The sequence below is a fragment of the Anaeromyxobacter sp. SG64 genome (genome assembly GCF_022690745.1).
GTDB classification, from domain to species: domain Bacteria; phylum Myxococcota; class Myxococcia; order Myxococcales; family Anaeromyxobacteraceae; genus Anaeromyxobacter; species Anaeromyxobacter soli.
Window position 1 is genome coordinate 29,010 of sequence record NZ_JALCZB010000011.1, and the last position, 13,118, is coordinate 42,127.

A 13,118-nucleotide genomic window follows, 5' to 3' on the forward strand; every position below is an offset into this window, starting at 1 on the left:
CCCTTGGGCGCGTCCGTCACCCAGCCGCGTGCACCACGAAGAAACAGTTCTGGATGTCGTGCGGCAGCGTGTGGACCGACACCTCGCCGAAGCCGGCATCCGCAAGCATCGCCCGGGCGCGCTCCTCGCCCCACATCGTCCCGAGCCCGGCCCCGCCCTGCGCGAGCGAGACGGTCATGCAGTGCATGACCGACACGGCATAGAGGAACGGCGCGAGCGGGTGATCGACGTTCCGCTCGAGGGCGCTCGACGCGCGGATGTCCTGCATCAGGAAGATCCCGTCCGGCGCGAGACGCCGCTGGATCGCGCGCAGTGCGCCGGCGGGATCGGCCTGGTCGTGGATCGCGTCGAACGCGGTGACGAGCTCGTACCGCTCGTCGCCGACCGCCCCGGCGGCGTCCCGCACCTCGAACGCGACGTTGGTGAGCCCCTGCTCGGCGGCGGCTGCGCGCGCAGCGCGGATCGCCTCCTCTGAGAAGTCGTGCCCCGTGAACCGGCTCCGCGGGTACGCCCGCGCGAGCGCGACGAGCGCCCGCCCTGAGCCGCAGCCCACGTCGAGGACGGAGATCCCGCTCCGCAGGTCCTCCTCGAGCCCGGGCACGAGGGCGACGATCGCTTCGATCGCGCCCACGACGCTCTGCCCGCTGTCCTCCGCCATCACCTCGTGGAAGCGGTCGAACGCGGAGTACGGGACGCCGCTCCCTCTGCGGAAGCATTCGACGATCCTGTCCTCGACGGACCCGAGCAGCGCCACGTACTGGGCGTAGACCGCGACGTTGTTGGGCGTGGCGGCGCGCGTGAGGAGCGCCGCGTGCGCGGCGGGCAGGCGGTACCGTCCGCCTCGCGGCTCGTACTCGACCATCCTCGCCGTCGTCATCGCGCCGAGCCACTCGCGAACGTACCGCTCGTCCAGCCGCGCCTCGCGCGCGAGCTCCTCGCTCGTCGCGGGCGGCAGGCGCGCCATCGCGTCGAAGAGCCCCGTGCGGTGGCCGATCGAGGTCATGAGCGCCGTCCCGGCGTCGTCGAGCATGGCGACGAGTCGGCTCCCGAACGCCTCCACCGCCTGCGGGTCCGGTGTGGCCCGCGTGGATGCCGCATGCTGCTGCTCCATGGCCGCCCTCCTAGCCGCGGGATCTAGGCGCGGCGCAACGCCACAGCCATGACGGTGCCGGCAGGAGGTCGGTCGAGCGCCGCCTCGGACGCCATATCGAAGCCAACCAGGCTTGACCCGGGGGCCACGTCGCTGCGCCGTTCGCGTTTGGGCCTACGGGCAGACCGGCGAGAGGTCGACGAGGGGATCGCTGAGGTCCGGCAGGCACGTCGCGACCGGATCGTCGGCCCGCACGCACACGTGGTAGCTGAGCTCCGTCACCGTCGGAGCGTCCCACACAGTTCGGCACGCTTCCTCGGTGGCGAAGCTGAACCGCAGCCCGAACTCCTGCTGCCCGGGATCGAGCTCCGGCACCCACGGCGGACCGGAGTACTGCCTCCAGACCTCTTCCAGGAGCCCGCCGTCGAGCATCCTCATCGTCGTGTCGGTCCGCTGGTACGCGTAACACCGGATCGGGAAGTCGCAGACGTTCACCATACGATACCCGTGCACCCACTCGCCGGAGAGCTCGCCGCAGTGCACGTCCTCCACGTGCAGGCACGACGTGGCGACGTTGCACGACGCCCAGGGCGTGAGGAGTGCCGGCTCGATCCATCGCGGGCACCCGGTCCCGCCTTGAGCGCAGGGGCAGATGCACGTCGACGCCGGCGCGGCATCCACCTTCCCGCAGGAATCGACGTCGTAAAGGTGGTCGTCGACGCAGCTCAGGCTCGCCTGCGGAGCGCACACCGCCGGGACCGTCGCCTCGCTGCGAGGGGGCTCCGCGCAGCCGAGCACGAGCGCGAGCAGGATCGACAGTGACAGGGCGCGGCTCATCCTGGATTCTGGCCCGTGCGTGCGAGCGCGGAGAGCGCGAGCGACCCTCATCCCGTTCATGCCGTGTCCCCTTCGTAAACGGGCGCGGCCCTCGGGCGAGCGGAGCCGCGCGTTCACACCACGTGACGCGATGATACGCCACCACCGCAGGGCGCGCCCCGGAAACCCGGTGCCCTCCCGCGCCTCCGGGCCAACCCCGGAGCTCGGAGCAAAACCCCGAAGCCATCGAGGACGAGTAAGGCCTCGCTCAGCAGAGTTCTTCGCTGTGTGAAGCTCCTGGAGCGGCCCCGCCCGCGGTCACGCTGGCGTCGGGGAGCGGCGAAGTTCGCGCGCGCCATAGGGGCGGCCAATGCGCAGCCGCGACCGTCTTCAATTTCAAAAATGCCAGACGCGGCATTCGTCGCGGGAAGTCACGCGGGCCGAACAGGTCATCGTCCAGGCAGGCGGAGTCCCCGGCCAACGCCTACCGAACGCCATCTCGTGGTCCGGAAACGCGGCACGGCTGGACGCTGGCGGTTGCGAGCCGACGCGGCGCTGCCCGAACCGGCGGGCTGACCTCGCTTTCGAGCCGCCCTCCGGGTGAGGGCACGCAAGGTGGCCAGCGGCTGCGGCGCCGAAATGACCCGGCAGCGGCAGTCGCAGCGCGCGCGCCACACCTGCGGGGGAGATGGGGTTTCCCTTGATATCGGCGCCTGCGAATCGGCGCGACCTTCGCGCGAGAGCGATGAGCGCCCGTCGGTGCCCGCTCCGGAGGAAGACAGGCTCAAGTTCGTGCCGTAGAGCTCGTCAAGTGTCTGGAGAAGCGCATCGCTGTCAGCACCGATCGAACGGAACGTAACGCGACCTTGGTATGTGGTCAGCTCGATGTCCTTCCCGAGTGAGCCCGCGCGCCACGCCGGTCCGAGGACGATTTCAAGTGCCACACGCTTACCCCGGCTGCCCGCCGCGTCGCTCGCGCGAGTCGGGTGATACGGCGGCGGGAGCGACCGTCCGTCACCCGCTCGGCAAGCGCGAGCTGGAGCGACGAGCGCGGCGTTTCAGGGCAACACGTCCGTCGCCGGCGGACACGGCGCGCTGACATCCAATCGTGTCGCGACGCGCCCGATGTGCGCGCGACCGCGGAGAGCTCTCGCGCGCCGACGAGCTCGAGTCTCGCGACTGAATCGAGTACGACGTCGCCCAAAAGAAGAACGCCGGCCCAGCGAACTGGGCCGGCGCCTGGATGGTCGCGGTGCTGCAATCGGCAGCCGCTGCACCGCCCCGCCACGATGCGTGTCCGCGACTACTTCGCCGACGGGACCGCCTCGGCCGGCTTGGCCTGGGCCTTCTTCGGGGCCTTCTTCTTCGACTGGTTCGTCGTCTTCGCCGGCTTCGCCTCCTTCGCGGGCGCGACCGGGGCTGCCTCCGCAGGCTTCACGTCCGGCGCGGCGTCGGCGCGCGCGGCTTCGCCGGGCTGAGCGGCGTCGGGCTGGACGGCGCCGGGTTCCGCCTGCGCAGGCGCGGCGGCCGGCGCCTCCGCCTTGGCCGGCTCCTGGGCGAGAGCGGGGGATCCGAGCGAGATCATCGTCAGAAGCGCAGCCGCCGAGATCGTCTTGGTCACGTGTGGACTCCTCGAGGATGGGGGTTGAAGGTCGCGTCTCTTCGGCTCGGCGCGACGCCTGCCCAGCTTGCAACGCGGAGTGCGCTCGGCCATTCCCCTCGCGATGCGAATCGGCGTCGCGGCGGGTGCGTACGCGCGCACATCGGGAACTGTCAGCTCGCTCGGTGTTCCCCGACTGCACCGCGACGGCGACAGCTGGCGCGTGTTCAGTCGTAGAAGCCCTGGTGCGACTTCATCAGCGTCGCAAACTGGGCCTTCCCGTGGCCGAACCAGATCGTCGCCTTCTCGCGGTTGGCCAGCTCCCTGAGTCGCTTCGCGGTACGGACGTAACCAAGCGTGTCGTAGACGATCCCCGGCATGCGGAGGGGAGGGCCGTACTTCGTCGCCGTGTACAGGGCATCGGACGCGATGATGATCTTGCCCGTGTTGGACCGACCGTCACCCGCCGGCGAGCACGACCTGCAGTAACGGAGCGATCACCAGTGCGGGCAGCATCGCCCCGACCGGCGCCGGTCCTCGACGCCGATCCCCGCGAGCACGAGGTTCAGCCCGATCGCCGCGACGAGCAGCGCGCCGGTGCCGCAGACGGCGAGCACGCGCGAGTCCGTCGCCGGGTCCCGGGAGCGCCTGCGCGAGCGCCGCCGCGCGTCCCAAAACGAGAACGCCGGCCCAGTGAGCTGGACCGGCGTTCGGTTGGTTGCGGGGGCAGGATTTGAACCTGCGACCTTCGGGTTATGAGCCCGACGAGCTACCTGGCTGCTCCACCCCGCGTCAGTTGGGAAGGTCGAAACGAGGCGCGTTTCTACTGGCGAACCGGGGTGGGGTCAAGAGTTTTCGAGCGGCGTGCTCGCGGCGCTGCGCCCGCGGCTGCGGCGGAGAGAGCGGGCGCCCGCAGCGGGCGCTCTCTCGTCGAGCCCTGCGGGCGGCGCGATGATCTCGCTAGGCCTTCCCTTCGCGGCGGCGAAACGCGTCGAGGCTCCAGGGTCCGCCGCCGGCCGCGGAGAGGTACAGGAACAGGAACGCATACAGGGCTGCGGGCGCGCCCTGGTTGAGCACCGGCCAGAAGCCCTGCGGGGCGTGCGCGTAGAAGTACGCGACCGCCATCTCACCGGAGAGCAGGAACGCGACGGGCCGGGTGTAGAGCCCGACGAGCAGCAGGAGGCCGCCGAACGTCTCCAGCACGCCGGCGATGCCCGCCAGCGACGCGACCGGCGCCGTTCCCCCCTCCGGCATGATGGCGCCCGGGAACGCGAACAGCTTGGCCGTCCCCACCTGAATGAAGAGAAAGGCGGTGACGATCCTGAGGACGCTGAGCAACTGCGGCGTCCAGGATCGCCAGCGCGTGTCCGGACCGGGAACGTTCAAGGGGTCCTCCGCGGCTCACCGAGGTTCACCCTCGCGACGAACGCGAGGCCTGAAGATCGACACGGGCCGCCGGCGCCTCTCGATGAGCCGCATCGAGAGGATCACGCCCGGGCGGCGAAAGGTGGAGCCTCCGGTCCGCGGCGCCGTGCGCGCGAGGCGACGGCGCCGCGAACGACGGAGCTCACGCGCCGGGGCGCCGCCTCACTTCCAGCCCGGGAACGGGTAGACCGGCTTCGCCTTCGCGATCTGCGGCGGGTAGACCGTGACGGCCTTGCCGCCCTGGTACTGGATGACCGGCATCTTGTGCTGGTTCTGGTTCGTGAAGCCCTCGTACGTCTGGAACTTCACGTCGCCCATGATGCTCGACCAGGTGCCCGTCGCGAGGGCGTCGCGGATCTTCTTCCGGTCGGGTCCGACCTTCGCGACGGTCTCCGCCATGATGGTCATCGCTGCGTACGCGGTCGCCGCGTGGTAGGTCGGCCGCTTCTTGAACCGCGCCTCGTAGCGCTTCGCGAAGTCGGCGGCCCCCGGCCAGCCGGTGTCCGGCGTCCACTGCGTCACGGAGAACACGTTCGTCGAGATGTCCTTCTCGCTCTCGAACTGCGCGGTGTCGAACCCGGCGCCGCCGCCGAGGAACGCCTGGGGCTTCAGGCCCACCTCGCGCGACTGGCGCATGAGCAGGATGGCGTCGGCCACGTACGAGACCATGAAGACGAGGTCCGGGTTCTGCGCCCTGATCTTCGTGAGCGTGGAGCGGTAGTCGGGCGCGCCCTTCTGGTAGGCCTCGTCCGCCACGACCTTGAGCCCCTTCTTCTGCGCCAGGTCCTTGCCGAGCGTGCTCACGGACGTGCCGAAGTCGGTCGACTCGTAGATGAAGGCGATCGTCTTGGGCTTCCCGGCCGCGAGGACCGCGTCGAGGAGCGTCTCCGCGTACTCGTGCGCGGGGGCGCAGAGCCGGAACACCCAGTCGTACCCCTGCCGCGTGATGTCCTCCTTGGACGCCACCGGGATGAGGAGCGGAACCTTGTACTGCTGCGCGAGCTTCGCCATCGCGTTCGCGGGCGCCGACGAGTACGGGCCGACGATGGCGGGCACCTCGTCGCCGGACACGAGCTGCTCGGTCGCGCTCATCGCGACCTGAGGCTTCCCCGTGTCGTCCTGGCGGATGGCCTTCACGTCGATGCCCTTCGCCTTGAGGTCGGAGATCGCGAGGTCGGCGCCGTTCGTGAGCGCCTCGCCGATGGGTGCCTCAGGCCCGGTCACGGAGTTCACGAACCCGAGCGTCACCGAGTTCGCGGCCGCCGCGGGCGCGGCGGCGGTGAGCGCTGCGAGGAGCGGAACGACACGCTTCGTCATCACGAGGAACCTCCAGAGAGAGAGACCGACCAGGAGTCATGCGACGGACCGTGCGCGCGCGCCGCCCCACTCGCGAGGAGGGCCCCGCGCGGGATCTGCGTGGAGGCTGCCGGCCACCCACGGTTCGCTCCCGCCTCCTCGCTGCCCGCTCGGGCACGAGAGCGCCCGGGGGCGATGCATGCGGGGCCGCCGGGCCTTAGGACTCATGCGGTGGCCTCCCTGGACCTCGACACACCGCTCGTCCGCGCCCTCCTGCAAAACGCCCCCGTGGGGATCGCCATCCTCGACCGGGACGGGCGACACCGCGCGGTGAACGCGGAGTGGTGCCGTCAGACTCGCCGCTCGCCCTCGGAGGTCGTCGGGAAGACGGCCAGCGAGGTGTGGGGTACGCCCGAGAGCGTGGCTGCCGAGCGGGAGCAGCTGGAGCGCCTTCGCTCGGGCCGACCGGTCGAGTGGCAGGACTACACGCACCGGGAGGGCGAGGAGACCGTTCATTACCGCTGGGGCTTCACGCCGGTGATCGCGGACGACGGCAAGGTCGTCGGAGGGGTCGCGTTCACGCTGAAGGTCACGGACCAGGTGAACGTCGAGCGCGCGCTCGAGGCGCTCCAGCGCGCCGAGCAGGACCGCGACCTCTTCCTCGCCGCGCTGGGCCACGACCTGCGCGGCCCCCTCGGCGTCATCCGGACCGGCGCCGATCTCCTCCTCCGCTCGTCCGCGGCGCTGCAGCCCGACGTCCAGCGGATCGCCGCTCGGACCGTGCGGAGCGTGAGCCGGATGACACGCCTCATCTCGCAGCTCCTCGACTTCGCGCGGAGCCGGTCGGGGACGATGGCGCTCCACCCGAGCTCGTTCGACCTCCGCGAGGTGTGCGAGGAGGTCGCCACCGACGCCGCGGTCTCCGACACGCCGGCGACGCTCGAGCTCGCGCTCGGTCCGGCGTGCACGGGCTTCTGGGATCGCGACCGGCTCGAGCAGCTCGTCCACAACCTCGTGGCGAACGCGATCGAGCACGGCGCGCCCCCGGCGCGCGTGACGCTCCGCTCGGACGGCGGCGACGCCGTCCTGGTGGTGGCGAACGCGAACCGCGGTCCGCCGATCGCGCCCGAGACGCTCCCGCGCCTGTTCGAGCCGTTCCACCAGCCCGACCGCGAGCACCGCTCCGGCCTCGGGCTCGGCCTGTACATCGCGCGGTCGATCGCCGAGGCGCACCGCGGCGCGCTCACCGCGGAGTCCGACGCGCAGGGGACCCGCTTCACGCTCCGGCTGCCGCGATCGTGAGCGCGGTTGCGCGGCGCCCGGGTCGGGTGCGCCGCGCCGCGCTCGGACCATCGAGCGGCTCCGGGCGATCCGACGAACGTCAGCTCCTGCGAGCGGCGCTCGCCTCCTGCTCGGCCGCGGCGCGGAGCGGCTCGACCGCGTAGCGGCGCATCTGCGCGCGCATGACGGGCCGCAGGAACGGGGAGAGGAGGCGGTAGGCGCCCTTCATCCGCACCGCTCCGTGGAGCGTGTAGCGCATCCCGCCTGGCTCGGGGATGAACTCGCTCACGAAGGTCGCGTCGTAGCGGCGCTTGGACTCCTCGAGCGCGAGGCAGGTGGGGGAGACCTGGCGGAGCCGGTTCGGCACCTTGCCCTCGCGCCGGTGCTGAACCTCCACGACTAGCTCCCCGCCCTCGGCGCGCACCACGCGCGCCGCCACGATGGTCGCCGGGAAGATCGTCGGCCAGCGGGCGGGGTCCGCGTACAGCGCGAGCACCTGCTCGGCTGCAGCGTCGATGTGCGTCGAGATCGTGACCCGCACCGGCGAGCCCGAGCGCCCGGACCCGAGCTCGGGGTCGCCCTCGGCGGGCCGCTCGGAGCGCGCGCCGTTCGCGCGCGGGAACATCCGTCTCGGCATCGTCACGCCTCCCGCGCGCTCGGCGGCGCGCCCTCGGAGCGAGCCCGGCTGCGCGAGGGAGCCACGCTCGCGCCGCTCGAGACGTAACGGCGGGAGCGCGGGAAGCGAACGTCAGTCCCCGCTCGGCACGCACCGCGTCGAGTCGAGCGTCACCGCCTGCCCGGTGCCCTCGTGCACGAGCAGGCACGCGTCGCCGCGCATCACGAGGCGAAACCGTTCGGGCATCCCGAGCTCGCGTCCGGAGACCGGCAGGCCGCAGGGATCGCGCAACGGCGCTCGCTCGACGCTGAGGGCGCTCGACCGCGTGAGCGCGTCGTCCGCGAGCGTGACCGGCGCACCGTGGAGGGCGGCGCTCACGGCCGCGGCGAGCGCGGCGCGGCTCGCGGGGGTCGGCTCGACGATCACGGCCGGCACCTCGTGGGGCTCGGAGCGCACCGTCCGGCAGCCGGCCGCGAGGAGCGCGGGCGCGAGCACGAGGAGAGTCGTCAGGGCGCGCATCGCGCTCACCTCGTCACGATCCGGTTCTGGCGCCAGGGCGACTTGACCACCTCGCCCTCGCCCGCGAGCGCTTCCTGCGACACGAGCGCCCGCGCCGCGGCCGTCGTCGCAGCCGCCGTCAGCGGGCAGCTCCCGGTCGCGCGGTACGCGAGCGCCGCCGCGAGGCGACCCTCGCGGGCGTCGCCGAGCGCGTGGTCGAAGTCGTCCGACACCGCGCAGCCGGGCACGCCTGCGCCGCCGCTCCCGCCCGGCACGAAGCCGTCGCCGTAGCTCCCGAAGCCCTGGTCGTTCACGCCCTGGACCTGGATGGCGAAGTAGGTCGTGCCGCAGTTGTCCTGCGGCGAGAAGCTGTACGGCTTGCCGCAGGTCGTGGCGCCGATCTGGATCACGCTCACGCCGATGCCGCGGAGGCCGTTGATGATGGACTCGCTCGCCGAGCACGTCCCCGAGCCGGTGAGGACGAAGACGCGGTCGAGCCCGAGGAAGGGCAGGGCGGCGCCAGGCGCGCTCGAGAAGCCCTGCGTCGCGTCGAGGAACGGCATGGGGGGGAACGGCAGCCCCGTGGCCGGATCCCGCGTGGCGATCTTGTCGTTGAACACGAGGCGCTCGAACGCCTTTCCGGACGTCGCGGTGGGACCCGCGATCATGTAGGCGAGCTCGCTCGCGATGGCGAGATAGCCGCCGCCGTTGTACCGGAGGTCGAGCACGAGATCGGCCACCCCCGCGCCCCGGAGCTGCTCGATCGCCGCGACGAGCTGCGACTCGGCGGTCGCGAAGTGGTCGTTGAAGAGGACGTACCCGACGGTGCCGCCGCTGGTCGGGATCGTGAGGGTGGTGGGGACGGGCGCGCTCTCGACGTTCGCCGAGGTGATCCACACCGTGCGCGTGCCGAGCGCGTCGGCGAACGTCAGGCTGTGGGTCTCGCCCGCCGCCGCCGGGAACAGGCCGGCGTTCAGCGTGGCGACGTCGCTGCCGTTGACGAGATCCACGCCGTCCACATCGAGGACCTCGGCGCCGCGCGCGATGCCGGCCAGCGCGGCGGGCGAGCCCGGCTCCACGTACGCGGCCACGATCCGGCGCGGCGGGGCGGGCGCCAGGACCACCCACTGCACGCCGTAACCCGCCTCCACGCCGGACTGGGAGAGCGCCACCCAGGCGTCGGTCGGATAGGTGAAGTGGAACCGGTCCTTCGGGCGCCCCGACTCGGTCAACGCGGGCGTCTTCAGCACGTCGAAGTAGCTCACGGCCGTCGCGTAGTGCGCGGGATCCGCGTCCGGGACCTCGCGGTACCAGAGGTAGAGCTCGTCGATCCAGGAGCGGAGCCAGGCCTTCTCGTCGGCGAGCGTCCCCTGCCGGTCGGCGTACGGCGCGCCGGTGGAGGGGTCGATTCCGGCTCGCGGCGCGGCACATCGCGCCGCGAACTCCGTGGAGGGCGGAAGCGAGGCGCCATCGCCGGACGAGTGGCACGCCGCGGTCGCCGCGAGGATCGCAATCGCGATCGGCAGGAGAGCAGGGAGGCGCGGCGCGCGGGCCAGGGAGCTGGGCATGGGAGGTCTCCTCCGGAGGTGCTCGAGCGGCGGAATGCTTGCACGGAGCGTGCGGAGCCCGCAAGCGAGGTGACCCCACCGGATTCCACGTACCGTGGGTCCTGCCCGCCCTCTGCTGCGCTCGTGACGGGGGCGCGCAACTCCTCACGCGCCACGCGCCGTCGGCCATCTCTTCGCGGGTGTACCATCCCACCGGAACGGGTCGGCGGACGGCCCGGCGACGAGGGGGCAACGTGAAGATCGTTCTCTTCGGGGCGACCGGGATGGTAGGGCAGGGTGCGCTCCGGGAGTGCCTGCGCGATCCCGACGTCGAGCGCGTCCTCGCGATCGGGCGCAGCCCGACCGGTCGGCGTGACGCGAAGCTCCGCGAGGTCGTCCGGGCGGATCCTTCGGATCTCTCCGGTCTCGAGGGCGAGCTCGCCGCCTGCGACGCCTGCTTCTTCTGTCTCGGCGTGTCGTCGGCGGGGATGTCGGAGCGCGACTACCGGCGCGTCACCAAGGAGCTCACCCTCGCGGTCGCGCGGACGCTCGTGGCGTGCAATCCCCGCATGACGTTCGTCTACGTTTCGGGGGCGGGGACGGACAGCACCGAGCGCGGGCGGTCGATGTGGGCGCGGGTGAAGGGGGAGACCGAGAACGCGCTGCTGCGGCTCCCGTTCGCGTCGGCGTACATGTTCCGGCCGGGCTTCATCCAGGCGCTGCACGGCATCACCTCGCGGACGAGGCTCTACCGTGCGCTCTACCCGCTGCTGTCGCCGCTCTTCCCGGTGATGAACGCGCTCTTCCCGGACCTCGTGACGACCACGGAGCGGCTCGGGCGGGCGATGCTCGCCGTCGCGAAGGGCGGGGCGAAGAGCCCGGTGCTCGAGACCCGCGACATCAACGCGCTCGCGCGCGGAGCGGCGTCTCCCTCGACGCGCTGAGCGGGGGCGTGGGCGCCGCGCCGCTCGTGGACCGGACGCTCCGACGGCGCGCGGTCCTCCCGGCGCCGGCATCGCCGCTCGCGCACCGTCGCCGCGCGCGATGGGCCCGGCTTCACGAGGCAGGCCCCGCGAAGCGTCGGCGTGATCGCGCCACCGCACATACAAGGCGCCGGGGAGGAGGACACCGCGATGGGAAACCCGTTCGTACACGTCGAGCTGAACACGACCGATCCCGAGAAGGCGAAGGCGTTCTACGGCAGGCTGTTCGACTGGAAGCTGGAAGACGTCCCGATGGGACACGGTGGGTCGTACACGATGATCAACGTGGGTGAGGGGACGGGCGGCGGGCTCATGAAGCACCCGATGCCCGGGGCGCCCTCGTCCTGGCTCGCCTACGTCCTCGTGGACGACGTCGCCGCGGCGACGAAGAAGGCTCAGTCGCTCGGCGCCACCATCCTGAAGGACGTCACCGAGGTGCCCGGCGCCGGCTGGTTCAGCCTGATCGTCGATCCGACCGGCGCCGCCCTGGGCCTGTGGAAGTCGAAGTAGAGGACCGATCCCAACTTCCCGGACCCGACTCCCGTCCTCGCCGCGCCCCGCCGCGGGCGCCCCTGGCGCGGGATTCGCCGGGAGCGCACATTCACTCTGGGGCGCCTCGCTTCGCGGGGCTGCAGGAGGCTCGGGCGAGGGGGCGCAGGCATGGCGAGGGGCACGGCGAGCGTCGGGCTTTGGGCAGTCGTTCTCCTCCTCGCCGCGTGCGGCGGCGGTCCCTCGACACGCGAGCCCACGCCTGAGCCGACTCCGTCCCCGGATCCGACCGCGCCCGGCCCGAGCGCAACGCCGGAGCCGCCGGCGTCGCAGCCGTCGCCGCCTCCCGCCGCGACGCCGCCGTCGTCTCCGGAGTCGCCCCCTCCGCCGGCGCCGGCCGCCGACGCGTGCGCGGGCCTCGTGCCCGCCGCGCTGGGCGAGGCCGTCGAGCACAGCCTGCCGCTCGACGGCTTCTACTTCTGCCGCGAGCCGATCACCGACGGGACGGGGGACTGGATCGGCGTCGGCACCGGCTACAAGCAGAGCGCGTACCGGTTCCTCGACGCCGCGACCGGCGCGGGAGACGACACCGTCGCCTTCCAGGTGTCGCTGCTCGCAGAGGGCTTCCCCATCGCGCCGCAGCCGCACGGCTATCACCTGAACCACGGCGGCGATTACCTGCCGGGCCTCTTCGAGCGTCGTGACGCGCGCGGAGCCCTCCTCGGCGGGGACGGGCCGCTCGGCCGCGTGCGCCAGCTCCACCCGGTCCCGGGAGGCGGGAGCGCGCTCCTCACGACCACGGAGGGCATGATCACGAACGACCGCCACCCGGACGGGAGCCCCATCCTGCGGCTCGAGTACGTGCGCGAGGACGGGTCGCGCGCCGGAGCGGCGGAGCTCGATCGCGCTCCCTATCAGCTCGGCGTCGCCCGCACCGGCGAGGCGCTCGTCGTCGCTCTCGACGGCGCGCGCTGGTTCGGGCGGGACGCCGCCCCGCTCACGGGCTGGTTCCCGCTCACGCCGCCGCTCGGAGCGACGAGCGTCGGCGACGACACCGCTTCGCTCGCGGACGGGACGGTGGCGCTGCGCGTGAGCGGGGTCTGGACGCACGTCTTCGCGCCGGGGAACGCGGCGGCGTCTCCTGCCCCGCAGTGGCTCGCGGATCGGCCGGGGACGCGGGTGTACGTGGTGCGGGGAGGGCGCGCGAACGCGGTGGTCGGGCCCCAGCTCGCGTGTCCCTCCACCGCCGAGATCGAGATCCTGACGCCGTCCGGCACGTCGTGCGGGAAGATCCAGCTGCCGCTCGAAGGCTGCGCCTGGGCGTTCGTCGGGGCGGACGGCACCGCGATGGCGATGAGCCACGAGGCGAACGTCTGCGCGTGGCGCTGGTGGCGCGGGCTCCTGAGGTAGCCGGACCGCCGCCCCCCTCTGTCACCGCGCCGCGCGCTCACACGCCGCCGCGCGCTCGAGCAGCAGC

13 protein-coding genes and 1 tRNA gene are annotated in these 13,118 nt (G+C 72.3%); 4 read left to right on the forward strand and 10 right to left on the reverse strand.

Features of this window, described 5'->3' with window-relative positions; all coding sequences use genetic code 11:
* Window positions 1–16: 16 nt before the first annotated feature.
* The 7 genes from MNZ29_RS05395 to MNZ29_RS05425 form a co-directional block, all read right to left on the reverse strand.
* A complete protein-coding gene (locus tag MNZ29_RS05395) occupies window positions 17–1,111 on the reverse strand; it encodes a class I SAM-dependent methyltransferase (protein WP_242333834.1) in 1,095 nt (364 codons plus the stop codon).
* Window positions 1,112–1,264: 153 nt separating this feature from the next.
* Window positions 1,265–1,927, reverse strand: a complete 663-nt coding sequence (locus tag MNZ29_RS05400; RefSeq protein ID WP_242333832.1) for a hypothetical protein — start codon at window positions 1,925–1,927, stop codon at window positions 1,265–1,267.
* A 1,282-nt stretch (window positions 1,928–3,209) separates the two neighbouring features.
* Window positions 3,210–3,527, reverse strand: a complete 318-nt coding sequence (locus MNZ29_RS05405) for a hypothetical protein (RefSeq protein WP_242333829.1) — start codon at window positions 3,525–3,527, stop codon at window positions 3,210–3,212.
* 206 nt (window positions 3,528–3,733) lie between these two features.
* On the reverse strand, window positions 3,734–3,886 hold the full coding sequence (locus tag MNZ29_RS05410; protein ID WP_242333826.1) for a hypothetical protein: 153 nt from the start codon (window positions 3,884–3,886) through the stop codon (window positions 3,734–3,736).
* Between the two features lie 335 nt (window positions 3,887–4,221).
* Window positions 4,222–4,298: transfer RNA gene (locus MNZ29_RS05415), tRNA-Met, on the reverse strand.
* A 168-nt stretch (window positions 4,299–4,466) separates the two neighbouring features.
* Window positions 4,467–4,892, reverse strand: a complete 426-nt coding sequence (locus MNZ29_RS05420; protein ID WP_242333823.1) for a DoxX family protein — start codon at window positions 4,890–4,892, stop codon at window positions 4,467–4,469.
* A gap of 201 nt (window positions 4,893–5,093) precedes the next feature.
* Entirely contained in the window at window positions 5,094–6,248 is a 1,155-nt protein-coding gene (locus tag MNZ29_RS05425; RefSeq protein WP_242333820.1) for an ABC transporter substrate-binding protein, read from the reverse strand.
* 210 nt (window positions 6,249–6,458) lie between these two features.
* Here MNZ29_RS05425 and MNZ29_RS05430 point away from each other — a divergent pair, with 210 nt between their 5' ends.
* Entirely contained in the window at window positions 6,459–7,529 is a 1,071-nt protein-coding gene (locus tag MNZ29_RS05430; RefSeq protein WP_242333817.1) for a PAS domain-containing sensor histidine kinase, read from the forward strand.
* 79 nt (window positions 7,530–7,608) lie between these two features.
* On the opposite strand, the gene MNZ29_RS05435 is transcribed toward MNZ29_RS05430, so the two are convergent.
* From MNZ29_RS05435 to MNZ29_RS05445, 3 genes are all read right to left on the reverse strand, one after another.
* Complete coding sequence (locus MNZ29_RS05435; protein ID WP_242353496.1) at window positions 7,609–8,145, reverse strand: SRPBCC family protein; 537 nt, start codon at window positions 8,143–8,145, stop codon at window positions 7,609–7,611.
* A 111-nt stretch (window positions 8,146–8,256) separates the two neighbouring features.
* Window positions 8,257–8,643 carry a hypothetical protein gene (locus MNZ29_RS05440; protein WP_242333811.1) on the reverse strand — a complete coding sequence of 129 codons (387 nt, stop codon included), beginning with the start codon at window positions 8,641–8,643 and terminating at the stop codon, window positions 8,257–8,259.
* Between the two features lie 5 nt (window positions 8,644–8,648).
* Window positions 8,649–10,190, reverse strand: coding sequence for a S41 family peptidase (locus MNZ29_RS05445; protein ID WP_242333808.1), 1,542 nt, complete (start codon window positions 10,188–10,190; stop codon window positions 8,649–8,651).
* Window positions 10,191–10,423: 233 nt separating this feature from the next.
* Between MNZ29_RS05445 and MNZ29_RS05450 the strand changes: the two genes are divergently transcribed.
* The 3 genes from MNZ29_RS05450 (at window position 10,424) to MNZ29_RS05460 (ending at window position 13,051) form a co-directional block, all read left to right on the forward strand.
* Window positions 10,424–11,113 carry an NAD-dependent epimerase/dehydratase family protein gene (locus MNZ29_RS05450; protein ID WP_242333805.1) on the forward strand — a complete coding sequence of 230 codons (690 nt, stop codon included), beginning with the start codon at window positions 10,424–10,426 and terminating at the stop codon, window positions 11,111–11,113.
* 189 nt (window positions 11,114–11,302) lie between these two features.
* Window positions 11,303–11,662, forward strand: a complete 360-nt coding sequence (locus MNZ29_RS05455; RefSeq protein ID WP_242333802.1) for a VOC family protein — start codon at window positions 11,303–11,305, stop codon at window positions 11,660–11,662.
* Window positions 11,663–12,061: 399 nt separating this feature from the next.
* On the forward strand, window positions 12,062–13,051 hold the full coding sequence (locus tag MNZ29_RS05460; protein ID WP_242333799.1) for a hypothetical protein: 990 nt from the start codon (window positions 12,062–12,064) through the stop codon (window positions 13,049–13,051).
* The last annotated feature ends 67 nt before the right edge of the window (window positions 13,052–13,118 follow it).

What these genes read in the sequence shown, in the direction of transcription:
- MNZ29_RS05425 (WP_242333820.1), bottom strand. Translation starts at nt 6,248, where the DNA reads ATGACGAAGCGTGTCGTTCCGCTCCTCGCAGCGCTCACCGCCGCCGCG.
- MNZ29_RS05455 (WP_242333802.1), top strand. Translation starts at nt 11,303, where the DNA reads ATGGGAAACCCGTTCGTACACGTCGAGCTGAACACGACCGATCCCGAG.
- MNZ29_RS05440 (WP_242333811.1), bottom strand. Translation starts at nt 8,643, where the DNA reads ATGCGCGCCCTGACGACTCTCCTCGTGCTCGCGCCCGCGCTCCTCGCG.
- MNZ29_RS05410 (WP_242333826.1), bottom strand. Translation starts at nt 3,886, where the DNA reads ATGCCGGGGATCGTCTACGACACGCTTGGTTACGTCCGTACCGCGAAG.
- MNZ29_RS05445 (WP_242333808.1), bottom strand. Translation starts at nt 10,190, where the DNA reads ATGCCCAGCTCCCTGGCCCGCGCGCCGCGCCTCCCTGCTCTCCTGCCG.
- MNZ29_RS05395 (WP_242333834.1), bottom strand. Translation starts at nt 1,111, where the DNA reads ATGGAGCAGCAGCATGCGGCATCCACGCGGGCCACACCGGACCCGCAG.
- MNZ29_RS05400 (WP_242333832.1), bottom strand. Translation starts at nt 1,927, where the DNA reads ATGAGCCGCGCCCTGTCACTGTCGATCCTGCTCGCGCTCGTGCTCGGC.
- MNZ29_RS05435 (WP_242353496.1), bottom strand. Translation starts at nt 8,145, where the DNA reads ATGCCGAGACGGATGTTCCCGCGCGCGAACGGCGCGCGCTCCGAGCGG.